18 protein-coding genes and 2 pseudogenes are annotated in these 22,563 nt (G+C 58.8%); 5 read left to right on the forward strand and 15 right to left on the reverse strand.

The window, feature by feature from the left end; translation table 11 throughout:
• Window positions 1-127: 127 nt before the first annotated feature.
• Together IEG05_RS19250 and IEG05_RS19255 are read right to left on the reverse strand one after the other, a co-directional pair.
• Window positions 128-829: pseudogene (locus IEG05_RS19250) on the reverse strand (ISL3 family transposase); the annotation flags it as partial.
• 12 nt (window positions 830-841) lie between these two features.
• Entirely contained in the window at window positions 842-1,876 is a 1,035-nt protein-coding gene (locus IEG05_RS19255; RefSeq protein WP_000098298.1) for a permease, read from the reverse strand.
• A gap of 111 nt (window positions 1,877-1,987) precedes the next feature.
• On the opposite strand from IEG05_RS19255, the gene IEG05_RS19260 reads away from it, so the two are divergent.
• Entirely contained in the window at window positions 1,988-2,302 is a 315-nt protein-coding gene (locus tag IEG05_RS19260; RefSeq protein WP_000349485.1) for an ArsR/SmtB family transcription factor, read from the forward strand.
• 222 nt (window positions 2,303-2,524) lie between these two features.
• Here IEG05_RS19260 and IEG05_RS19265 read toward each other — a convergent pair whose 3' ends face one another.
• From IEG05_RS19265 to qhpR, 5 genes are all read right to left on the reverse strand, one after another.
• On the reverse strand, window positions 2,525-3,889 hold the full coding sequence (locus tag IEG05_RS19265) for a DUF1329 domain-containing protein (protein WP_224742909.1): 1,365 nt from the start codon (window positions 3,887-3,889) through the stop codon (window positions 2,525-2,527).
• A gap of 66 nt (window positions 3,890-3,955) precedes the next feature.
• On the reverse strand, window positions 3,956-4,339 hold the full coding sequence (locus IEG05_RS19270; protein WP_042909957.1) for a hypothetical protein: 384 nt from the start codon (window positions 4,337-4,339) through the stop codon (window positions 3,956-3,958).
• On the reverse strand, window positions 4,336-4,728 hold the full coding sequence (locus tag IEG05_RS19275) for a c-type cytochrome (RefSeq protein WP_042909958.1): 393 nt from the start codon (window positions 4,726-4,728) through the stop codon (window positions 4,336-4,338). The genes IEG05_RS19270 and IEG05_RS19275 overlap by 4 nt, the downstream gene beginning before the upstream one ends.
• The gene (locus IEG05_RS19280) at window positions 4,725-6,182 is read right to left on the reverse strand and encodes a flavin monoamine oxidase family protein (RefSeq protein WP_042909960.1); all 1,458 of its coding nucleotides are present in this window, start codon (window positions 6,180-6,182) and stop codon (window positions 4,725-4,727) included. Before IEG05_RS19280 ends, IEG05_RS19275 begins: the two co-directional genes overlap by 4 nt.
• A gap of 188 nt (window positions 6,183-6,370) precedes the next feature.
• On the reverse strand, window positions 6,371-7,381 hold the full coding sequence (gene qhpR, locus IEG05_RS19285; RefSeq protein ID WP_041110805.1) for an AraC-like transcriptional regulator QhpR: 1,011 nt from the start codon (window positions 7,379-7,381) through the stop codon (window positions 6,371-6,373).
• Between the two features lie 492 nt (window positions 7,382-7,873).
• Between qhpR and IEG05_RS19290 the strand changes: the two genes are divergently transcribed.
• Both IEG05_RS19290 and IEG05_RS19295 read left to right on the forward strand, forming a co-directional pair.
• A complete protein-coding gene (locus IEG05_RS19290; RefSeq protein ID WP_242411592.1) occupies window positions 7,874-8,689 on the forward strand; it encodes an acid phosphatase in 816 nt (271 codons plus the stop codon).
• A 47-nt stretch (window positions 8,690-8,736) separates the two neighbouring features.
• Window positions 8,737-9,267, forward strand: coding sequence for a hypothetical protein (locus IEG05_RS19295; RefSeq protein WP_191122550.1), 531 nt, complete (start codon window positions 8,737-8,739; stop codon window positions 9,265-9,267).
• A gap of 250 nt (window positions 9,268-9,517) precedes the next feature.
• Here the strand turns inward: IEG05_RS19295 and IEG05_RS19300 are convergent, their stop codons facing one another.
• The 8 genes and pseudogenes from IEG05_RS19300 to IEG05_RS19335 all read right to left on the reverse strand — a co-directional run bounded on the left by IEG05_RS19300 (window position 9,518) and on the right by IEG05_RS19335 (window position 20,812).
• Entirely contained in the window at window positions 9,518-9,892 is a 375-nt protein-coding gene (locus IEG05_RS19300; protein WP_126052917.1) for a cupin domain-containing protein, read from the reverse strand.
• Window positions 9,893-9,909: 17 nt separating this feature from the next.
• Window positions 9,910-10,398: a hypothetical protein gene (locus tag IEG05_RS19305; RefSeq protein WP_191122551.1), complete on the reverse strand. Its 489-nt coding sequence runs from the start codon at window positions 10,396-10,398 to the stop codon at window positions 9,910-9,912.
• 26 nt (window positions 10,399-10,424) lie between these two features.
• Window positions 10,425-12,863 (reverse strand): efflux RND transporter permease subunit, encoded by a 2,439-nt coding sequence (locus IEG05_RS19310; protein ID WP_191122552.1) that lies wholly within the window; start codon window positions 12,861-12,863, stop codon window positions 10,425-10,427.
• A gap of 36 nt (window positions 12,864-12,899) precedes the next feature.
• On the reverse strand, window positions 12,900-13,958 hold the full coding sequence (locus IEG05_RS19315) for a WD40/YVTN/BNR-like repeat-containing protein (protein ID WP_191122553.1): 1,059 nt from the start codon (window positions 13,956-13,958) through the stop codon (window positions 12,900-12,902).
• A 79-nt stretch (window positions 13,959-14,037) separates the two neighbouring features.
• The gene (locus IEG05_RS19320; RefSeq protein ID WP_191122554.1) at window positions 14,038-15,399 is read right to left on the reverse strand and encodes a DUF1329 domain-containing protein; all 1,362 of its coding nucleotides are present in this window, start codon (window positions 15,397-15,399) and stop codon (window positions 14,038-14,040) included.
• Between the two features lie 32 nt (window positions 15,400-15,431).
• A pseudogene (locus IEG05_RS19325) lies at window positions 15,432-16,952 on the reverse strand (DUF1302 domain-containing protein); the annotation flags it as partial.
• Between the two features lie 774 nt (window positions 16,953-17,726).
• Entirely contained in the window at window positions 17,727-20,315 is a 2,589-nt protein-coding gene (locus IEG05_RS19330) for a phage tail tape measure protein (RefSeq protein ID WP_191122555.1), read from the reverse strand.
• A 230-nt stretch (window positions 20,316-20,545) separates the two neighbouring features.
• A complete protein-coding gene (locus tag IEG05_RS19335; RefSeq protein ID WP_191122556.1) occupies window positions 20,546-20,812 on the reverse strand; it encodes a phage tail assembly protein in 267 nt (88 codons plus the stop codon).
• Between the two features lie 137 nt (window positions 20,813-20,949).
• Here IEG05_RS19335 and IEG05_RS23645 point away from each other — a divergent pair, with 137 nt between their 5' ends.
• Together IEG05_RS23645 and IEG05_RS19345 are read left to right on the forward strand one after the other, a co-directional pair.
• A complete protein-coding gene (locus IEG05_RS23645; RefSeq protein ID WP_191122557.1) occupies window positions 20,950-21,306 on the forward strand; it encodes a phage protein Gp27 family protein in 357 nt (118 codons plus the stop codon).
• Between the two features lie 125 nt (window positions 21,307-21,431).
• Entirely contained in the window at window positions 21,432-22,553 is a 1,122-nt protein-coding gene (locus IEG05_RS19345; protein ID WP_191122558.1) for a Re/Si-specific NAD(P)(+) transhydrogenase subunit alpha, read from the forward strand.
• The last annotated feature ends 10 nt before the right edge of the window (window positions 22,554-22,563 follow it).

Genomic DNA, 22,563 nt, shown 5'->3' on the forward strand with positions numbered 1-22,563 from the left:
CTGACCGAGATCAGCCAGGAAGCCGACATGCGCAACTGCTTCATCGAGGCGGATGCCTGGGAAGAAGGCACCGAGCGCAGGTGGTAGGGCTTACGTTGGTTTTTGGTTCCATTGCTCCCCAAACCCCGGCATCGTTGGCCATGCGCACCACATGGAACTTATCGACCACGATACGGGCCTGGGGCAGCACAGCCTTGACCGCTGCCCGGTAGGGGTTCCACATGTCCATGCTGACGATCTCGACCTTCTGCCGGTCTTTCAGCTTCATCAGGTAGTTGGTCACCACGTCCTGGCGGCGGGTGGCCAGCAGGTCGAGCAGGGTTCGCTCCTCAATGTTGGTCAGAATGCAGCGGTAGCGCTTGTTCAGGTATAGCTCGTCAATGCCCAGGATGCGGGGCGTCTCGAAGCGGTGCCAGCGCCCCAGGAACTCGGCGCGGGCGTTGAAGATGTCGCGCACCGTCTTCTCGTCCAGGCCGGTCTGTGCCGCCACAAAGGTGTAGGGGTGGTTGAAGGATTCCTTCTCCACGTACTCATGCAGCCGCAGTGTCATACGGAATCCGTCCACCATCTCCGGTAGCTGGGGCCTGAATGTTGTCTTGCAGGCCCGGCAGGTGTATCGGCGGCGGACCACCCAGAGAGTGACCCGCTTGCCGTGGATGGGCAGATCACGATAGGGAACGTCACGCTTGCCGAACCGCACGAACTCACCCTGCACGCCGCACCCCTCGCAGGCTACTGGTGTAGGTGCTTCAAGCCGAAAATGTATGTCTTCATTCTGCTCATCAGAATCCACCAACTGGTACCCAGGAAGGCTTAACGAATTAATCATCTCCCGCCTTGATCAGAAAAACAGGTAGGTGGCGTAACCGGCAATCATCGCCATAGCAAAAATGACTGCTAAAAACGCCGCTAAAAGCTTCAGCGTGAACAAAGAGCGCAACAGAATGAGCTCAGTCAGGCTGGCTCCGGCACTGCCGATGATCAACGCTAGCACCGTCCCGGCACCCACGCCTTTGGCCATCAGAGCCGCTGCCAGAGGTATGACGGCTTCAGCGCGAATATACAACGGCACGCCGATGACAGCGGCAACTGGAATGGCAAAGGGATTATCTGGGCCTGCATACTGCTCCAATAAGTCAGTGGGCATGAAACCATAGATCACGCTGCCAATCGCAATACCGATGAGCAGGTAAGGCAACACATCGATAAAGTCCGACCAAGCTTCCCGCCACACACCACTGTACTTCCCTTCTTTCTTAACCGTGACAGTGGGTTGACTGTCACAGCATTCGCTAGACGTAGAGACTGTTGTCTTCCTATCAGCCCCGCAAGAAGCCGTCTTCGGAGTGGTGTCGCAGCTGTTGGTGCCGCAACTCGATGCGGTCGATGTAGCACTGCACGGGCTTGCTGATGAACTACATCCACTGCTCTCTTGTGTCGCCGTCCGGCGCACATAACGCTCGAAGCCAAGCGTGTGAAGCAGCCATCCGGCACCTACCGCGACCACCAAAGCGGCGAGCACATAGATAGCAGTAAGTGTCCATCCAAACGTGGCAACCAGCAGGCCGACGACGATAGGATTCAGCAACGGAGATGAGAAAAGAAACACCATCATCGGCCCAAAACCGGCCCGTGCCCGAATCAACCCTTTCAACATGGGGATAGTCGAGCAACTACAGAAGGGCGTTATAGCTCCTAAACCAGCAGCAAGAAAATAGCCTCGCTTCCCACTGGAAGTCAGTAACGCTTCCACCTTGGATGGTGGGATGTGACGTTGAAGAACTCCGACCAGCAAGCTAATGCCAATGAATAAAACCGATAGCTCGATAGCGAGAAAGGCGAACATGCCTAGAGCGTCTTGGAGTTGAGATGACATTCAATATTACTCCTATATTTCTAGTATTGTCGAAATGATGTACGCAGCCTACTTGCGTTTATCCGACCTGTCAACTATAATTCTAGAAACATCGAATTATTGGGGCGTGCTATGGATCACGAAAAGGTTGCAGCCAGCTTAGCTGAGCTAGGGAATAGTCACCGACTGTCCGTGTTCCGCTTTCTGGTCAAAGCTGGCCATGATGGGGCTTCGGTCGGAGATATCCAGAAGGGGCTGGGTATTCCTGCTTCGACGCTATCACATCACCTTGCGCGCATGGCCAAGGTAGGGCTGATCCGGCAGGAGAAACATAGCCGCACGATTGTCTGTATACCCGAGTATGGGCACCTAGAGAATTTGATCGGTTTCTTACAAGAGGAATGTTGTGCAGGTGTCCGGATTGCGCATGAACCAGAACCGCTTTGACGCTTGCCCAGCTCTCGCTGTCCTCCCTAGTCAGCATCGCTATGAAGACTCAGGCGAAGGTGGAAACAGAAAATTGGCAGTAGAGTAGGCTGAAGAGGATCAATCAGATAATCCGCTGAGAAAGATTTTCTTCTTTACATCTTTGGCATTTTATCAACCAGAAATTCCGGATACCCTTTTATTGTTGTGCATAGCTCTACCTTTACGCGGAGTTATTGCTGCTTAACGTTCGCCGCTGCGGCGCAGTTCGTTGGAGTTGAACAGTTTGTCGCTGACCCGGCCTTCAAGGCCCGCGGTCAGGTCGAGCACCTCGCCCTCCTGGGTGAAACCATCAGCGATGTAGCGCCGTGCGACGAGGTCGTAGCTCACGTACTCGAAGCCGGTGCAGGACTGGGTCTGCGGGTTGGCCCAGAGGCTCCCTTCCTGCACGCGCCAGAGATTGCCCTTGGCGTCGTACATGTCCACGTGCAACAGCGCCCAGCTGTCTTCGTCGACGAAGAACACGCGCTTCGCAAATGAGTGACGCTTATCGGCCTTCACTGTGGCTTCCACCACCCAGACCCGGTGCTGCTCATAACGTTGAGCATCGCGATTGAGGTAGTCCTGGCCCATCAGGTTCTCGTACTTGTTGCTCTTGTCGATCAACTTGTAGGAGTTGTAAGGCACCATCATTTCCTTCTTGCCGATCAGCTTGAAGTCATAACGGTCCATCGCCCCGGTAAACATGTTGATCTGGTCGACGAAGTACAGGCTGTCGGTGCCGGCAATCGGGTTGTCGTAAGCGAAGGACGGGGCACGGCGTACGCGGCGTTGGCCGGGGAAGTAGATCCAGGAGTCCTGCGGCTTGTCGAGGTAGCCGTGGACCAGATACATCTCGCCTGCCCGCGATGGCGGTGTCAGCACGTCGTAAAGCATCTTGGCTTCGTAGTCGCCGGCATCGACCGGGCTTTTCACCGCCGCATCGTTGTAGGGGTAATACTCGCTGGCCCACTGCTTGAGCTCGGACAGTTCACCGCTCTTCTCGCGAAGCAGCATTGACACCTGGGCGCGACGTCCCTTGGCCATGTAGCGCAGCTTGTAGTTCCACATCACCTCGATGCCACTCTGCGGCACTGGGAACGGAATCGCAGCGCCGGCCGCTTGCTCCAGGTTCCAGCCGTCGCTGCCGATCTTGCTCTGCGCAGCGAACGCTTTGGTGCGTTGGGCAATCTCCGTCGGGAAGGAACAGCTACGGTGCGTCGGGTAGACGTCCAGGCGGTAGCCCGGATAGGCCTTGATCAGCTCCACCTGACCGGGGGGCAACTGTGCCTGATACTGCGCGAGGTTCTTGCCATTGATGGAGTACAGCGGCTTGTCGGCGCCGTAAGGGTCGCCGTGGCCAGGTTTCCAGCCCGCCGGCGCCTGGGTGAGTCCGCCGTTCCAGGCCGGAATGCTGCCGCTGGCATTACCGGCTTTTTCTGCTCCGAACGGTGTCAGATCGTTGCCTAACCTGGCCAGATCCGCCGAGGTTGCCGCCTGGGCGCCGCCAGTACTGAACAGTGCCAACAAGGCGCTGCACAGCAGGGATTTCTTGAATTTCATACTCATGATCACTCTCCCATTGTAATTATTGTGCAGGAGCGCCCGGCGCCTGACGCCGGGGCGAAACGTGGATCAGACGCAGACTGGCTTTGCGGTAACCTGGCTGGCGCACCAGCCGAAGCCCAGGGCTGAACCCAGGTAGACCGCTGCCAGCCCCCAGCCAAGAGGATTCATCGAGCCCGCCATCACCGCGTGAACGATGATGCCGGCGCACACGAGATCGGAGCCGATCAGCAACAGCGCGTCGCGCCGTGGCAGGTCTTCGAGACTGCGGATAAACCAGAAGCCCAGACCGACAGCCAGATACGTAGCGCCGAGGAGTCGGCCAAGGAGCATGCCGTCAGCCCCCAGTGGCAGGCCCACCCAGCGGAAAATCAGGCTTGGGTCGACCAGCAGCAGCGTAGCGACAGCTACGGTCAGCAGGCACTTGGGTTTGGTGTAGATCGTGATGCTCATGAGTGGGGTCCTTGTTGACTGAGGAAACAAGTAAGGGCCTGACGATCCTCTGCCTGGCGCAGGCCACCGAAGGCCATGACGGTGCCGGGCAGGAACGTCATGGGGCCACTGAGGAAGGCGTCGAGTTTTTCCGTATTCCAAATGAAGCCGGCCTGCTCCAGCGTCGGCGTATAGGTGAAACCCGGGGCTGAACCTGCCCTGCGACCGAACACATCACCGAGACTTGGCCCGACCTTGTGTTCGGCGAGTGAATGGCAGGTTGTGCAACGGGTTTCGAAGAGCTTCTGGCCGGCAGCCGGATCGCACGCTTCAGCGGCCTGCGCGGGCAGATTGATCAACCCCTGCAGCCCGAGTGCGGCGAACAGCTGAAAGGCATAGCGGCCATTCATCCCAGCAACTCCTTGGTTCTCTGGGCCGCCTTGCCGCCGGCAGCGATGGCTCCGTCGATGCAGCCTCGCCAGCCCTCGCCGTGGTCTCCCTGGCCGAAGAAGATGCGGCCACTGTCCTTCTGGAAGTGCGCGTAATACTTCTCGAACCACTCCGGTTTGTAGCTGGCGTAGGTGCCGAGGCTGTAAGGGTCGAGGGTCCATTCGTAGCCATGGGTACTCTCGACCTGGATGCCTGGGAAGAGCGGTTCCAGAATCGACTGGACGGCTTTGATGTCAAAGATATCGATTTTGCCTGGATCGTTGCCGAAGGCGACGAAGAGTGTGTAGTCGTCGCTCACGTAGTGCGCCATCACCAGGTTGACCGGGTAGTTGGAGTCGGCCATGGCGGTGACCTTCGCCAGCTTGGTAAATCCGCCCCTGGCCTTGATGTAGAACTTGATCCCTTTGCCGCTGTGCTTCTGCTTTCCTGCCTCGATCAACACCGGGTCCAGCGCAGGGGAGAACTCCAGGTTGGGCAGTACGTTCATAGGCAGCGCGATGATGACACTGGCAGCGACGATCTTTTCGCCTTTTTGGGTGGTCACCACCGTGTGGTCACCCTTGTCTTCGATTTTTTTGACCGGAGTCGACAGGCGCACTTGCGGCTTGCCGTCTTCGATCATCTTGTTGATCAGGCCGACGGTGCCGTCCTTTAGCTTGTAACGCACGACAGCGTCGTTGAAACCCTGCAGGTTCCAGCCAGAAAGCGCCCAGTAACGCAGCATGTCGACGTAGGACGTCTGGTCCAGTGGGGCATGCGCTGTCGCGCCGACGAAGCTGTCGATCGCCACCCGCTGCACCGGGTTGAGCTTGAGCTCATCCAGTCGTTGCTGGCCAGTTCGCTTGTCACGGCGAATGATTTCGTTCCAAGTGTATTGAGCGTCGTAGGGACGATCCCAGACCTGACGCGCCTCGACGTAGAAGGCATCCAGTGCTTCGTACAGCGGCAGCAATTGCTCGCCGCTCAACGTGTGGGTCGTGTCGCCGACCTTGACCACATACTCTTCTTTGTCCAGCGCGACGCCACTGACCGGAGTTTCCAGCACCTCCAGGCCGTAACGCTCTTTCTCGGCCCAGACGAAGGGCTGCGCCTGGTGAATCCAGGTGCCACCCATTTCGACTTTGTGACCGTCAAACTCGGAGGTAAAGGTGCGCCCGCCCAGGCGGTTACGCGCTTCCAGCAACAGTGTCTTGTAGCCGTTCTTGCGACTGTCGCGAGCCGCCGTGACACCGGCGAAACCGCCGCCGATCACCACCACGTCATAGTCACAACCCGCTGTCTTGCAGTTATCGCCGGATGCCGCCGTGGCACGGGTCATAACACCTGCCCCCGCGACAGCCACCGCGCCCACTCCGGCGCCGTGCAAAAACTTGCGACGGCTGACGCCCTGGGCGCCGTTCTCATGCTCTGCCATGCCCTCACCTCTTTTTTTGTTATGAGTGGCGGGCATGCTGTGCAGCTAAAAAGCCCCCGGCCGAACCAGACGACGCTAGCCGGGACAGGTCCTGCCCACCTCAGGGACAGAAGCTAACAGTGGAGATGCGCAGGGGCTTGCCAGCGTGCGTCAGAGCCGTTGACATCTGACGTCAACTGCAAAAAAAATTACGCGAGGTTGGCCTTGGCTTGCAGGCGATATTGCTGAGGAGAGACTTGAGTCCAGCGACGAAAAGCTCGGCTGAATGAACTGCATTCGGCGTAACCAAGCAGCAAGGCGACTTCAGTCAGGCTGTAATGGTTCTGCGCCACATAGGCTTCGGCCAGTGACCGGCGCACGTCTTCGACCAGCAGCCTGAATTCCACCTGGTGCTCAGCCAGACGCCGTTGCAGTGTGCGCGGTCCCAGGCCCATGCTCTGCGCCACCATTTCCAGGCTGGCCCCGCCGCTGCTCAGGCTGCTGGCGATATGACGCCCCAGTTCGGCGAGCAGATCGCCAACGGGTGCCCTGATCTGCCGCTGCTGTTCGAGGAAGGGTTCCAGTGCCTGGAACAGGCGTGGATCGGCGGTGCGTACCGGCATCTCCAACAATTCAATCGGGAAATAAAGGCGGTTGTCCGACTGCTTGAAATGCAGCGGGCACGCAAGCACGTCTCGATGTAACGACCAATCGGTCGGCCTTTCATGCTCGAAATCGGCCCGCTGCGGCGTCAATCGCGGATTCTCGGTGATCTCCCGCAGAAGGCTGAGGAAGAAGCCAATGGTGAATTCGGAGTCCTGGCGGCGCCGCGTGATGGTCGGATCGGTGCACTGGTAAGACAGGATGACCTGCCCCCCGTCGATTTCGAAATCCACCCGAATAGCATGAGCAAACACCACGGCGAAATGACTCATGCACCGCAGCGCCAGGAGCATGGTCGGCGCACTGCGTATCGTTTGACCATAGGCGCCAAGGGCGGTGCTGACAGTCTGGATGCCGATGCGCAGGCCGATCGACGCATCCACTCTGCGCCCGAGGATCTCCCAGAGCTCGACATAATTCGCGGCGGGAATCTCCACATCGGGGGTATGCAAAATGCGCTCGTCCAGGCCGGCCTCGGCCAGGAACGGGGCGAACAGTTGTGCATTCACGCGAAAGAAGCTCTCGGCGAAGATGGTCTGGGCACTGGGTCTGGACATGCTGGACAACGCCGAATGAAGCCCTGTTCCGGGCAGGTAGTTCTTATAGGACTCACGGTCCCTGTCTCGATGACATGGCCGAACCTGAAGTCATCCTAAAGGCCATGAAACATTTTGCAAAGACTCTTCGGCCGGGCAATTACCACGGATTCTTAGTCTCATCATCCCCCCCGCCGAAGGGGGGGACGTGCTTTTCAGCTCCGATAAATTCAAGACACAACAGTACGTCCCATCACTCAACGCTTTCGAGCGGGTGAACCGATGAAAACAATAATAATGCTGTGTGTCATTGCCTCACTGATAGCGATGGTGGCTGTCGTCACCACACGATTTGACGACGTCTCGCTGGAGTCGCTGCACCAGGCCCGGAATGAATGCCAGACGGTGAATCCCTACGCCTGCCTCAGACCATCGGTGAATTTTGCCTCGCTGCATTGATCGTGCTCCGAGCGCCGAATTCCAGGTTGTCGCCCCCGATAAATGAGGTACTCCGTGAATCACCGATCCTTTTGGCTGGGAACCAGTCTCGCACTCTGTGTCGCTGCTGCGCATGCCGATGCACCTGCCCAACCGGCTGCCGTCCCTGAGTTTCGTCCCGGTCTGTTGACCGGTTATCTGTCGCCTAAATCCTTACCCGACAGTCGCGCATTGCTTCCTGCCCCTCCTGAACAGAATTCTGCAGACATGGCGCGTGATGAGGCGATTTCTCACGCTACCCTCGCCTTACGGGATACGCCGCGATGGGCTCTGGCAACCGCCGATAATGATTTGCGATTTCCGCGGGCCGCCGAGACGTTTAGCTGTGCATTGAATGCCCCGGTCAGCAGCGAAGACACGCCCTACTTGTATCAACTCTTGCGTCGCTCGCTGACGGATGCCGGACTGGCGACCTATGCAGCCAAGAATTTTTACGTCCGCACACGGCCTTTGGTGGTGAATCAGGCACCCATCTGTGCCCCGGACGCGGAACCCTTGAAAAAAGACGGCTCCTATCCCTCCGGACACAGCGCCGTCGGCTGGGCATGGGCACTGATCCTGTCCGAGATGGCACCTGAGCGTACCGATGCCCTTCTGGCACGGGGTATTGCCTATGGACAAAGCCGGGTGATTTGCAATGTGCACTGGCAGAGCGATGTCGACGCCGGACGACTTATCGGCGCCGCCGCAGTCGCTCGTCTGCACGCAGACCCTCTATTCCTCGCCGACCTGGATATCGCCAAGCGGGAACTCGCTGCGGTACGTGCGAAAGGTCTGAAACCGTTACGTGACTGCCAGACAGAGACACAGACACTCGCCACTCACCCTTAGTGGCGCCCCTCCACACAACAGGAAACTTTCCTATGAGCAACGCAACAATGGCCATCGTCGGTGACGAAGCAAACGTTACACCCGCCGAACTGGGCTGGACATTCATCCGCTGGGGCCTTGGCCTGTTCATCACCGGATTTGCAGTCGGTTTCATTCCGATCCTGCACTACATGGTCGGCGCTCAACAGGGAGATGTCGGCCCGGTGTTCCTCAAGAACGTCACGCTGTGGTGGGGCTGCCCCGCCGTCCTGGCCGAGATGACGCTCAAAACCGGTAGCCTCGGCATGATCGCTATCGGGTTGTGCTATCTGGCGGCGATCCGCCAAGGCGCGGTGCACAGCGTTTGCGGCCTTGAACGCATTGCGGCCAAACTTTGCGCCTACGGACTGATCGCCGAACTGGTGACTGCCGGCGTGGGTTTTTACGTCGGCAACAAGATCTGGCCAAACTTCTATTTCGAACCCGTGCAGGTCGGAAAGAACCTGTGGCTCGCTGCGCAGGGACTCAGCATCCTCGTCTTTTTCGTCGGCATTTGTTATGCGATCGCTGGCGTGCGCAGAGCGGCGGCGCAACGGTGATGACACATTATCTGCGCAAGTGGTTCTGGCAAAACGGACGTTGGCAGGTCATTGCTTGGGTCTGCGGCATCACAGCCACGGCATACTGGGTCTATTCAGGCATGCCGATGATTTGCCACTGAGTGCGAGTCAACCAAGCCAGAACCAAAAAGCCCGGCAGCGTATCGCATGCCGGGCTTCTTTTTTGCTGCATGTAGAGTTACGCGATAAAGCAGGAAATACGTCAGCTCATCAAAGCATCCATGTGCACCTAAATATCCGTAGTGGCAGAAAAAAAGCTCTTGCGCGCTTTTTCTGATTTCACATCCCAGATCACCGTTGCTCCCTTGCGAATAAACCAGCTACGTCCATCGCCACCCTCATAGGTGACGCTATTGCCTGATTCATCGGTTATCTCGATTTCACCCTCAATTAACGTTGCCAGCTCGCTAAAGGGATACGTGAAACGGAAACGGCCCTTCGTGACTTCAAACAGACCTGTAGTGAGTGGAGCCTCTCCCCCGCCAAGATCCAAGCGGGCATACAGTTTTATTTCCGTTTCAGACAATGTCGTTGCGCCCAGGCTCTCAGGTGAGCCGATGTAAACGAGTTCATCATCTTTGTTTGCGGATGAATAGGTGATCATGGTTGCTCCTTCTCTGGCTAAACTTCAATTGTCGGCAAGGGGTAGCGCAACTCTCCGATCATGTCATCCAGAGAGCCGCGCGGATGGCACGTGCTTTCCATGGTCAGCCATTTGAGGATGGCTGACTCGTGACGAACCATTGACTGGGCGATGTCGCGATCCTCTTCCGGGCAAATGCGCGCGATCTCTTCAAAGCGCGACAGGAAGTTCTCAACAACAGGTTTAATGCCGCCGGCAAATTCCTGGAGGTTAGCGGCTGACTGATAGGCGCTGACAATGGCTCCAGCATCACTCAGGTCGATGTTCTCGCTCAGAGGTACGCCGTACTTGAACAAGAAGGGCCGCAAGCGCGCTTTTGTTTCGGTTTCAAGTTGCAGCAAAGTGCCAAAGTGGTATTGATCGCGTTCGCTTTTCGCCACCTCGATCAGCGCGAGTGCAAGGGCTTCACCAAATATCTCGCTCTCATGCAGTTCGCGAATCCACGCAGGATATTCCACAGCCGTCATACAGTTACTCCACTGTTTGTCTTGTTTTAATGTGCGCGTCGGAGCAGGAAATGTGACAAGGCAGGAATCAACACCAACGCCCCGATCATGTTCCAGATGAACATGAACGTGAGCAGGATGCCCATGTCGGCCTGGAACTTGATCGGCGACCAGGCCCAGGTAATCACACCCGCGGCCAGCGTGATGCCCACCAGCGCCACCACTTTGCCGGTGAACGCGACGGAGTTTTTGTAGGCTTCGGTCAAGGACAGGCCGGCACGTTGTTGAGCCAGTTGAACGCTGAGCAGGTACAGCGCGTAGTCAACACCGATCCCGACACCCAAGGCGATGACCGGCAAGGTCGCGACCTTGACGCCCATACCCAGCCACACCATCAGCGCCTCGCAGAGAATCGACGTCAGCATCAACGGCACCACAGCCACCACCACCGCGCGCCAGCTGCGGAAGGTGATGAAGCACAGCACGATCACCGCGCCGTACACGTAAAACAGCATGGTGTGGTTGGCCTCGCGCACGACGATGTTGGTCGCGGCTTCGATCCCGGCGCTGCCTGCGGCGAGCATGAACTGGCGATCGTCGTTGCTGTGTTCGCGGGCGAACTGGTCAGCGACTTTCACCACGTGATCGAGGGTTTCCGCCTTGTGGTCCGAGAGGTAGGCAATCACCGGCATCATCGAGCAGTCGCTGTTGAACAGTTCCGGGTTGTTCACCGAGGCTTGCTGCGCGCCGTAGTTCAGCACGTTCTGATTACGGGCGACGGTCAGCATTTTCGGGTTGCCTTCATAGGAACCCGCCGTGATCTGCCGCACCGCGTTGACCAGCGATACGGTGGTCTGCACGCCCGGTTGTTGTTGCAACAGCCAGCCGAGGCGATCGGCTTCCACCAGGGTTTCGTACTTCAGGCAGCCTTCGCTGGCGGTTTTGACCATGACTGCAAACTGGTCGCTGGACAGCGAGTAGTTGGCGGTGATGTAGGCGTTGTCGCGGTTGTAGCGCGAATCGGCGCGCAGCTCCGGTGCGCCCGGATCGAGGTCACCGATCTTCAGGTGCGTGCTGACCATGAAGCCAGCGACCGCTAACAGCCCGCCCACCACCACCGCCACCGTCGCCCATTTGCGCTCGGTAAAGCGGTCAAGCAGTCTCCACAGACTGCCCAGCCCCTTGCCTTTGAGCTCCTTGTTTTCCTGACGCAAACTGCGCGCCGCCGCCTTCGGGCTCACGCCCCAGTACGACAGCAGCACCGGCAACAACACCAGGTTGGTGAAGATCAATACCGCCACACCAATGCTCGCGGTGACGGCCAGGTCCTGAATCACCGGGATGTCGATCAGCATCAGCACTGCAAAGCCCACGGCGTCGGCCAGCAACGCGGTCAGGCCGGCGAGGAACAGGCGACGGAAGGTGTAGCGCGCGGCGACCAGTTGATGGGTGCCGCGTCCGACGTCCTGCATGATCCCGTTCATCTTCTGCGCGCCGTGGGACACGCCGATGGCAAACACCAGGAACGGCACCAGAATCGAAAACGGGTCGAGCGCGTAGCCGAACAAGGTGATCAACCCGAGTTGCCAAACCACGGCCACCACCGAGCACAGAATCACCAGCGCGGTGCTGCGTACGCAACGGGTGAAGGCAAAGATGATCGCGGTGGCGATCAGCGCGGCGGCGCCGAAATACAGCATGATCAGCAGCAGGCCATCGATCAGGTCGCCCACCAGTTTGGCGAAGCCAATGACACGGATTTTGATCGGGCCTTTGCCCTCCTCGCCCGCCTTGTGTTTCGCGCTGGAGCCTTCAAATTCAAATTTGTCGCGCAGCTGCTCTTCGAGCATCCGCGAAAACTGGTGATAGTCGATGTCAGCGCCGGTGACCGGATCCTTATCCAGTAACGGCACGACAATCATGCTCGACTTGAAGTTATTGCCAACCAGGCTGCCGATGATTCCGGAACGGGCAATGTTCAAGCGCAGTTGCTCAACGCCGTTCTCTGAACCGTCGTAGGAGTCCGGCATCACCGGGCCGCCACGGAAGCCCTCCTCCGTGACTTCGGTCCAGCGCACGGCCGGTGTCCACAACGATTTCATCCACGCCCGGTCCACACCTGGTGTCAGGAACAAGGCGTCGTTGACCTGCTTCAGCACCTCCAGGTATTTCGGGTCGTAGATGTTGCCTTCAGTGTTTTCCACCACCACCCGAACGGTGTTACCGAGGCCGCGTAAGGACTGACGATTTTCTAGGTAGTTTTTGATGTATGGCTGACTCTGCGGAATCATCTTTTCGAAGCTGGCATTGAGCGTCAGCCGCGTGACGGCGAAGTAGCTCAGCAGCACCGTCACGATCAGGCAGGTCAGTACCACCAGCAGACGGTTGTTGAAAATCAGGCGTTCAAGGAAGTTGCCCGAGCGTGCATCGAAGCCCTTGAGCTCGCGGATCACCGGCATCGTATCGAGGTTGTAGTTATTACCCATGACGTGGCTCGTCTCTTTTTATTCTGTGAAGTGCGCTCATTCGAAAGGCAACTGGCGCAAGCCCTGCGCGCCCGCGACGACCACGGAGCCTGACCCGGTGGCTTGCGCTGCCGCAGCTGGGCCCAAGCGTTCTTGTGGCTTTTGCGTAAAGGTCACGCCGTCGTCAGAGCTGATCAGCACGTGGCCGGCCTGGCTGACCAGGATGATTCGACCGTCTGCCGTGACCGTGCTCGCGGTGATGCTCGAGGACAATCCGAGTTCCACTTTTTCCCAGTTCGATCCGTGATCGACACTGCGGTAAACATTGCCGCGCAGGCCATAAACCAGCACTGCACCCGGCGTGCCGGTGACCCCGAAGTAACTGCCGCTATAGGGGGTGGGAACGCCGACGAATCGTTGGCTCGTCGGGTCCAGTTTCAGCACCAGGCCTTGCTCACCGACGATGAACAGGTCGCTGCCGATGGCGCGCATCCCATAGAAGTTAAGTGCGCCCGGGTTGTCGGTGCGGTCCATCAACGGAACCCAGGTCCGCCCGCCATCGTCGGTGCGGAAAATCAGGTTGAACGCGCCGACGACGTAGCCGGTTTTCTCATTGGCGAACCACACATCCAGAAAGGGTTTATCCGCCCCTTCATCGATCATGCGTTGAGCATCAGCCAATAACGCGTCATCCGGTGCCGCTTGCTGCTGATAGTGTTCAAGCATGATCTGCCCGACCTGACGGCCATCGAGCTGGCGCGTCCAGGTTTCCCCCTTGTTATCGCTGTGCAACACAACACCGTCGTGCCCGACCGCCCAGCCCTGTGTCGGGCTCGGGAACTGCACGGCCACTAAGTCTGAGCTCACTGGAACTTCTCCCTGCTTCCAACGGGTGCCGTTGTCATCGGAGTAAAAAATATGACCGCGCTGGCCTACGGCAACCAGACGCTGACCCGCACTGGCCAACCCGGTGAACATTCCGTTAACAGCTTTTTCACTCTGAATCGCCGGACTTGACAGCGGATCGACAAACTCCGCGGCGACCACCGCTCGGGTAAAGGGCACGGCCACTGCCACGCCCAGCGCAGCCAGCGTTATCCATCTAAATGCATTCATGAGGTTTACTCGGCAAAAAAAGCCGCCGAACAGTGAAAGGCACACTGTCGGCGACCAAAAAAACACCTGCGTTTATGGCTTAGCGAATACCCGTGCCAGCCAATGACTCAGGTGCCCACAGCGCTTTCGAAAGCGGGTCGATGTACTTGACGCCGCCATACGGGCCGTAGATGCCGGTGATGTTGTAGCTCCCGGAAACGAAGTCATAAATCATGTGGTTGTCGGAGTTCGGCGCCTGCACGTCGTAGCTGTAAGCCAGGTGCGCAAAGGAGCCGCGGTACAACTTGCCGCTGGCGTCGTATTCATCCGAGGCCACGGCGATCCAGCTGTCTTCGTCGAGGTAGAAGGTGCGTTTGCTGTAGATGTGGCGTTTGCCCGGTTTCAGCGTGGCTTCGACCACCCACACGCGGTGCAGCTCCCAGCGCGTCAGGTCCGGATTGACGAAGTGCGGCGTGGTGATGTCCGCCGCTTCCTTGTGATAGTTCAACTTGTAGGTGTTGTAAGGAATGATCATTTCCTTCTTGCCCACCAGCTTGAAGTCGTAACGGTCCATCGCACCGTTGAACACCCAGGCGTCGTCATAGGTCGAGGCGCCGGCCGAACCAGGGTTCGGCGTGTCGTAGGCGATGTCCGGCGCGAGTTTTACCCGACGTTGGCCCGGCAGGTATTGCCATCCACGACGCTCCATTTTCAGCGGGTTGACCGCGTCCTGAACCAGGATGGCTTCGCCTGCGCGGCGGGCCGGGGCCTGGTAATAGAGCTTGGTCTTGAAGAACAGGTCGGTCTCTTTCGCCGGCTCCGTGCGCTTCGGATCGTAGAGCGGGTATTCGAGGTAAGCGTTACCGGACGTCGCCAGAATCGCCGTCCCGGAACCGTCGACGTTCCAGGAGTCGTATTTGAAATTGGTGGCGTAACCCTGATAACGCAACAGGTGGTTCCACATGGCCTCATAGCCATCTTTCGGAATCGGGAACGGCACGCCCGGCAGCGCGTTTTCCAGGGCGACACCGCCCTCGAGGGTTTTGGTGCCGACGGCGTTTTTCGCGGTGTTATCCAGCAGGCGCTGCGGCAATGCCACGCTGCGATGGGTCGGTAACACGTCGACCCGGAACGTTGGGTAACGCTTAAGCAACTCTTGCGTGGTCGCGGTCAGTTTGCCGGCGAATTGACCGACGTTTTTGCCGTCGATCACCGCACGGGGTTTGTCAGCCTCGTAAGGGTCCGGACGGAAGGAGCTGCCCGGCTGGAAACTGGCCGGCGGCGTGGTGATACCACCGGTGTAGGCCGGAATGGTGTTGTCGGCGTTGCCGGCCTTTTCCGCGCCGACCGCAGTCAGGCTGGTGCCCAGTTTTGCCGCTTCATCGGGGGAAACGGCTGCGTGTACCGCGCCTGCGATGGCCACGGTCAAGGCAGTAAACAAAAGCGTGTTGACGAACTTCATGGGGTGTCTCCTGTTGCTGGGCAACGGTTCGATCAGATAGTCGTTTTGAAGGTCAAAGTGACCATGCCGCGATCCTTGAGCTGGGACGGGGTTCCGCCGAAGGCGGTGGTTTGACCGGGTACGCAGTTGTACTGGCCATTGGCACCCGGTGCCGCACCGTCTCCCTGACGGCCAGCGTTGCCTGGCGAACTGCAGGTGTCGAATGGACCGAAGTTGTCCACGTATTTCAGGTCGAAGCGGTACTGGTTGTGGACGTCCATGCCGACACCCACCGAATAACTGCCGGCGTCTTCGTTACCGCCCAACTGGACGGCAGAGTTGCCATTGAGGCCGACGTTGTAAGTCATCGGCATGAACATATCGATGCCGGGGAATACCTGATACCAGGTCGGGGTAAAGTTGACGCCGACGATGTAGTTGTCCTTCGTGACCTTGTCGGTGCCGTGGTACCAGTCCTCGCCCTTGAACAGTTGTTTGTTCTCGGTCACGTCCAGCCAACGGCTGTAAGCGAGCTCGACCAGCAGCGAAGAACTGTCCCAGACCGGCGTGTCGCCAAAGGTGGTCAGACCGTTGAGCACCGCGTGCACGGTGTTGCCGCGGGCGACGCCGTTTTCGCCATTGAAACTGCCAATGAAGCCGGGGACGTTGGCGGCGGCCGCAGCCGGGCTGACACTGCCCGGCACACTGGCCAGGGGCATGTTCTCGCGGTAGTTCAAGTCGAAACCGACACTCACCCCGGCGATGCTTTTCGACAGGCTCAGACCATAGATATCGATGTCATCGACGTAGAACTGGTTGTAGCTGCCGACGTTGCCGGAGATCAGTTGCGCAGGGCCGACAGCCGTGGGCTGCAAGGCCAGGTTTGGCAGGATGTCGGAGGTTTTGCGGTAGTAGACACCCAGCGTGCCTTGCAGCCACTCCGGGCTCCACTTGGCCATCAGGCCAAAGTCACCATGGTTGTCCGGGGTGAAGGTGTGGCCGTTGTTAAGCCGCAAAAACTGATTGGTACCCAGCGGGCCAGGCGTACCAAAGCGAGGGTTTTGTGCAGCAATCAACGACAGGTTGTGCCCACCATTTTGAATGCCATCGTTGAACCCCAGGTAAGTGCCCGATTCCGGCAGTCGCGCGGCATCCCAATCCAGGAAGTATTGCGCCGCGAGGGTCAGTTCCGGGTTGACCGTAAAGCTGGCGGACAACTGGTTGCGCGGAATGAACAGCTCTTTGGCTTCGGTTCCGGGTACTGCCAACGCCTTGGATATGTCGAGGCCGGACTGGCCGTAACTGTTGCCGTGAGCAAAGGCCAGCAGACTCTCGCCCCAGTAAAGGGTGTGCTTGCCGGCCTTACCGCTGAGCAGCGATTCCTCGCCGACTTCCGTACTGCCGAACACAAAGGCGTCGAGAATTTCCGAAGACGGCCCGTTGTAATAGCGATCGGCGTAACCACTCTGGTGACGGGAATCCGGCCGGCCGTTGTTGAGCTGGTTGGTCGAGGCGTTATCGCTGCCGATATCGTCGTAAGCGTGGTCATACCAGGAGTTGGCGCTGACACGGAAACCGACTTTCTTAAGTTCAGGCCGCTGACGGTCAGCACTTTTTACCCTAAAAACTCGTAACCGTTAAGGATTCCGAGTGGCCGATGGTCGGCTACTACCTACGGCCATGCCCTTAATATTCAATGAGTTACGACGCGCCTGATGACCGACAGTCGGCTTAAAAAACTCGTAACCGTTAAGGATTTTCTGCAATTTAAAACCGCTGACGGTCAGCGGTGAAGACGGTCTTCAGTTGTGCTGCGCCGCAGGACTGGAAAACTCGTGACCGTCACGGTTTTTTTAGGATGCTCCTAGCCCTGCAAGTCTTGATTTTACTGGGCTGTAGCTTCTTGGCCTATTCCCGCTTTTCCGTAACCGTCACGAGTTTTCCTGCACCAACGGCTGAAGACAGTCTTCATTTTTCCGGTCACAGTGACCAGTTCGCCACTCCGCACGGGTGCGGAGTTTCCGACCCAGTGAAGACGTTCATCTCACGAACGGCTCGCGGTTTTTCTGGTGACCGTCACCAGTTAAAAAACTCGTGCAGCCCAGTAAACTCAGCGCTTCCAGCTAATTTGACTGGTGACGGTCACCAGTTTTCCGCGAGCCGTTCGCGGGTTTCCCGCCATCGCAACCGCCCCGCACGGTGCGGAATTTTCTAGTCACCGTGACCGGAACCCCAAACGGTTTGGCCCCAAACCACCTCGCAAGCCGAGCAAAATCAGGCCCCAGAAAGCAGAAAACCCCAAGCGACTTGGGGTTTTCTGTGAGTGCAGCATGCGGTGCTGGTATAGCTCAGTACGCTCGACGCTTTCGGTCGCGATCCACTCGATCAAGCAGGCGAACAAACTCGTCGTAGCTGATTTGCCCCATCTGCCTGGCTTGGCCTTCAAGGTTGCCCGCAGCGCCGTTGATGGTGAAGTTCTGGGTCAGGTGGACGGTTACCGTGCCTGCGCTGCCTGCATGGCCTCCAGCGGCGAGCGCAGGGCCTTGGGTTGCAGCCGCAAGCTGAGGTGTCGCCATGGTCACAGCCGTGGCGGCGGCCATGCCCAGGGCGGCCTTGCGTACCAGCCCCGTATGACCGGCGATGCCGATGGCGGCGCCCTCTGATACGTTGGCGCCGTAGCCCATAAATACGCGGCTTGGGCTGTTGATGCCCAACGTGGACTTGAACCATCCAGATACATTGGAGCCCAGGCCCACCACGGAATCCTTGGCGGCGCTGGCCATGCTTTGTATGCCGTTAACGAGGCCGGTAACCAGCATGCTGCCGAAGTCGGTGAACTTGGCTGGTAGCTCAACGCCAAAGTAGTTCATCACCCCGGAGAAGGCTCTGTAGAACAGACCCAGCGGGGAAAAGTTGACGATCAGTGCCGCCACGCTTCCAAGCCCGCCACTGAAGGCCTTGGGTATCTCGCCGATGCCTTCCAGCACCCAGCGCAAGGGTGTCAGCAGCGCAGACAGTGCCGCCCCCACCTTTTCTCCGAACGAAACCCCGGCCACCATAGTGCCGAAGAATGCGCCTCCTCCCATTTCCACGGGGGTAAGCAGCTCGCCGAACCATTGGATGATCGGACGCACAAGCGCGCCGATGCTTGCCAGCAGCGGCGCGACGGGGGCAAAGGCTGCGGTGAAGGCTTTCTTGATGGGGCTCAAGCCCGTCGTCAATCCTAAGAAAAAACCTTTCGCAAACGCTCGGATCGGCTCCCAGTATTTATAAATCAGGAGGCCAGCGACTGCGACTCCAGCGACTCCCGCAATAAGCCAGCCAATGGGGGTGGCGGCGATCACCCCGCCCAGCGTACCCATCACGCCGGTAAGGCCCGGCAGCATGGCAGTGAGATTGCCGACACCTGTAATCAGCGGGGCGAGGCGTGTACCGATCAGCGCCTGGTTGAGAAGGGTTGTCTTGCCGGACACGATGGACATGGCCATGCCCGCAGCATTGAGGCCGGAAGCCCCCAGACTGACGCCGTAAGCGAGCCCGATAAAGCTGAGCTTGAGCGCGGCGGCACCAGCGATCAGCTTTACGGCGCCACTGACCAGGCTGGCGTTCTCCTTGGCCCAGCCGGCGAACTGGGTAAGCAATGGCCGGATTGTGCCGATCAGGCTATTAAGGCCCGGCAGCACGGCGGAGCCTATGTTGATGCCGATCTCCGATAGGCCGTTTTTGAGCAGTTGGAGGCTTGCGGCTGTGGTGGCTGCGCGGGCTTGGAATTCTTTCTCCATGGAGCCGCTGTAGCTGCTGGCATCCTTCACCAGCTTGAGCGATTCAGCATAGGTTTTGGTTGAGCCGGCCAGCACCGCTACATCGTCCGCATACTCCAGGCCGAACAGGTCTACCAGCATGCCCATGCGGTCGGCTTCAGGCACTTTGGCGACTGCGTCAAGAAAGCCAGTTAGCGCACCTTGGGCGTCCCGGCCAATGGCTTCCTTAAGGCTGGATGCATTCATGCCCATTGCGGCTAGCGCTTCCTGGAAGGCGCCGCCTTGCTTGTCAGCGGTTTGCAGCTTGATCAGCATTCCATTGATGGCTGTGCCTGCGACCTCGGGCGATTTGCCCAGGCTGATGAACGTGTTGCTGAGCGCTGCTGCTTGGGTTTCGGTAAGCCCGAAGGACTTGGCTACACCGCCAATGCGCCCCAGTGCATTTACGATGTCACTGGCTTTTGCTGGCGAGCTGTTGGATAGCTCATTGATGGCGTCGCCCAGGCGACCGATTTGACTGATGGGGATGCGGTATACGTTGGCCAGTTTGGCCATCGAGTCACCGGCATCCGCAGCAGACATATCGAACGCAGTGGCCATTTTTGCCACGGTGGTGGTGAACTGCTTGAGGTCGGTCTCGGCCACCCCCAGTTGCCCACCGCTGGCAGTGATTGCGGCCAGTTCGTTACCGGTCAGGGGAAGAGTACGGGTCAGTTCTAGGATGTCGCGGCTGAGGTTGTTGAAGCCATCCGGGGTCTTGAAGTCTACGACTTTCTTGACGTCCGCCATGGCGGATTCAAAGTCGATAGCCAGCTTGACCGGAAGCACTGCGGAGGCGCCAATGGCGACCGTTTCGAGCACGCCGGAGCGCAGATCGGCGCGCTGGCTGCGCAACTGGTCGCGGCGGGCCAGCCCTCTCTGAAGCCGCTCTTGTTTTAGCCGCACCTGGTCAATGCTTTGGCCTAGGCGAATATATTCATTGTTCAGCGCGGCCATGGCTTCTGGCGCGAGTGTTCCCATGCTGCGCTTGATAGAAGCGCCCAGTGCATCTTGCTTGATTCGCAGCTTTTGGGACGCACTCTCAAGTCCCAAGATGGTTTTACGGGTACTCCCAAAGACGCCCATGCCTGTGGCTGAGGCGGCAATGCGAAGGCCGGCGATGATTGTGCTTGCCATGATGATTCCCTGTACGAAGCCTGCTGGTTGTCGCTGGCTTTAGGTCAGGGAGATACATGCGGGGGGACTGCCGTCGAGCGACGGCAGTTACGGGGCTCGTTGGGGGCGCCTATTCTTCGGTTCGCGCTTTCTGAACCCGATAGGCGAATTCCGTCCAACGCATGTATTCCTCTTCCTCCAGCTGTTCTATCTCGGACGGCTGCATGCGCAGCCAGTAAAGCAGGGCTTCATCAAAGACCGGCAGACTCGCCCTTTCCGTCCACCATGTCCCGAAAGGATTCGACCAGGAATTTCGCGTCAGCGATGTCGAACTGATCCAGGTCTTCAACTACCAGCCCCGTCATGCTGGCCAGCATGAAGTTCTCCTGGTCGAACTCGTCTTTACTGAATTGAGATGCTTTGCGAACGTCACCTCGGGTAAGGCGGCGAATTTCGATATGCTCCAGGCGAGCACCTGCGGCGGTAGTAAACGGGTATTTCAGCGTGTATTTGTTCATGGCTCTCTCCGTGGTTGATGTGTGCTTCAAGCACGGAGCTAGTGTCGGGCGCGGCGTCGTTTTCCTTTATTAAACAGGTTTAAAGAAGTATTTAGCCTGCTTTGCAGATGATGGGTCGACTAGCCTAGGAGACAGCCATGAAACCCGAGCAGACTTGCCGAGCCAGAGGCGCCAGCCTCGCAGCGGATGCGCTTCCGCCAGAACTGAAAGCGCAGCTACACAGCCGCCTGATGACCTCCGGGTTTGCTGGGTACGTTGAGCATTCAGAATGGTTGGCAGGTCAGGGCTGGAAAATATCGAAGTCAGCTCTACACAGGTACGGTAAGAGGAACCGGGCTGCAATCACCGAGGAGATAAAGCAGGAGGCAGACGCTCAAGTTATTCACCAGGAGATCCGTCTGCGTTGCTTGGAGCTGGCTAGTAAATATTCTTCCCGAAGCGAGCTGTTGCCCAACGCGGAAGAGCTACTAGAATGGGTTCGCGACTGCGTTTGATCTAGTTGCAGATGTTGCAACGGGATTCCAAACGATATCCCAGTTCGTGCCGGTCGATTCCGGTAAATCCCACATTTATCGCACGTTTCCCTGTGTACTTATCTGGTTCTAGCTCATCAAACGACATGCATATAGGTGTTCCCCTCGAAACCCGGCCCGGCGAGACGCGCGTCGCGGCCACGCCGGAGACGGTCAAGAAGCTGGTCGGCCAGGGCCATCAGGTCACGATGCAGCGCGGCGCCGGGCTTGCGGCCAGCATCCCCGATGCCGCCTACGAGGCTGCCGGCGCGAAACTGGGCGAAGCAGCTGATGCACTGGGCGCCGACATTGTGCTGAAGGTCGACGCGGCGGATGCGGGCGAGCTGGCGCAGCTACGGCCCGGCGCTGTGCTGATCGGCATGCTCAACCCCTTCGATGCCGACAACAATGCGCGCATGGCCGAGCGCGGGATCACCGCCTTCGCCCTCGAAGCGGCGCCGCGTACCTCGCGCGCGCAGAGCCTGGATGTGCTCTCGTCGCAGGCCAACATCGCCGGCTACAAGGCGGTGTTGCTGGCCGCGCACTTCTACCCGCGCTTCATGCCGATGCTGATGACCGCCGCCGGCACGGTAAAGGCTGCCCGCGTGCTGGTGCTCGGCGCAGGCGTGGCCGGGCTGCAGGCGATCGCCACCGCCAGGCGCCTGGGAGCCGTAATCGAAGCCTCGGATGTGCGCCCCGCAGTAAAGGAGCAGATCGAGTCGCTCGGCGCCAAGTTCGTTGACGTACCGCTGGAGACCGATGAGGAGCGTGAATGCGCCGAGGGCGTCGGCGGCTATGCGCGGCCGATGCCGGCCTCCTGGATGGCGCGCCAGGCGCAGGCGGTGCATGAACGCGCCAAGCAGGCCGACATCATCATCACCACTGCGCTGATTCCCGGGCGCAAGGCGCCGGTGCTGTTGCGCGAGGAAACCGTGCAGCAGATGAAGCCGGGCTCGGTGGTGATCGATCTGGCGGCGGCCCAGGGCGGCAACTGTCCGTTGACGGTGGCCGATCAGGTGGTGGTGCGCCATGGCGTGACCCTGGTCGGCTACAGCAACCTGGCCGCGCAGGTTCCGGCGGATGCCTCGGCGCTGTATGCGCGCAACCTGCTGGATTTCCTCAAGCTGGTCATCGACAAGGACGGCCAGTTTCATCTCAACCTCGAAGACGACATCGTCGCCGCCTGCCTGATGTGTGCAGACGGCCGCGTTGTGCGCAACAACGGCTAAGGGAGCCCGG

This window comes from Stutzerimonas kunmingensis (assembly GCF_014764705.1).
Classification (GTDB): Bacteria; Pseudomonadota; Gammaproteobacteria; order Pseudomonadales; family Pseudomonadaceae; genus Stutzerimonas.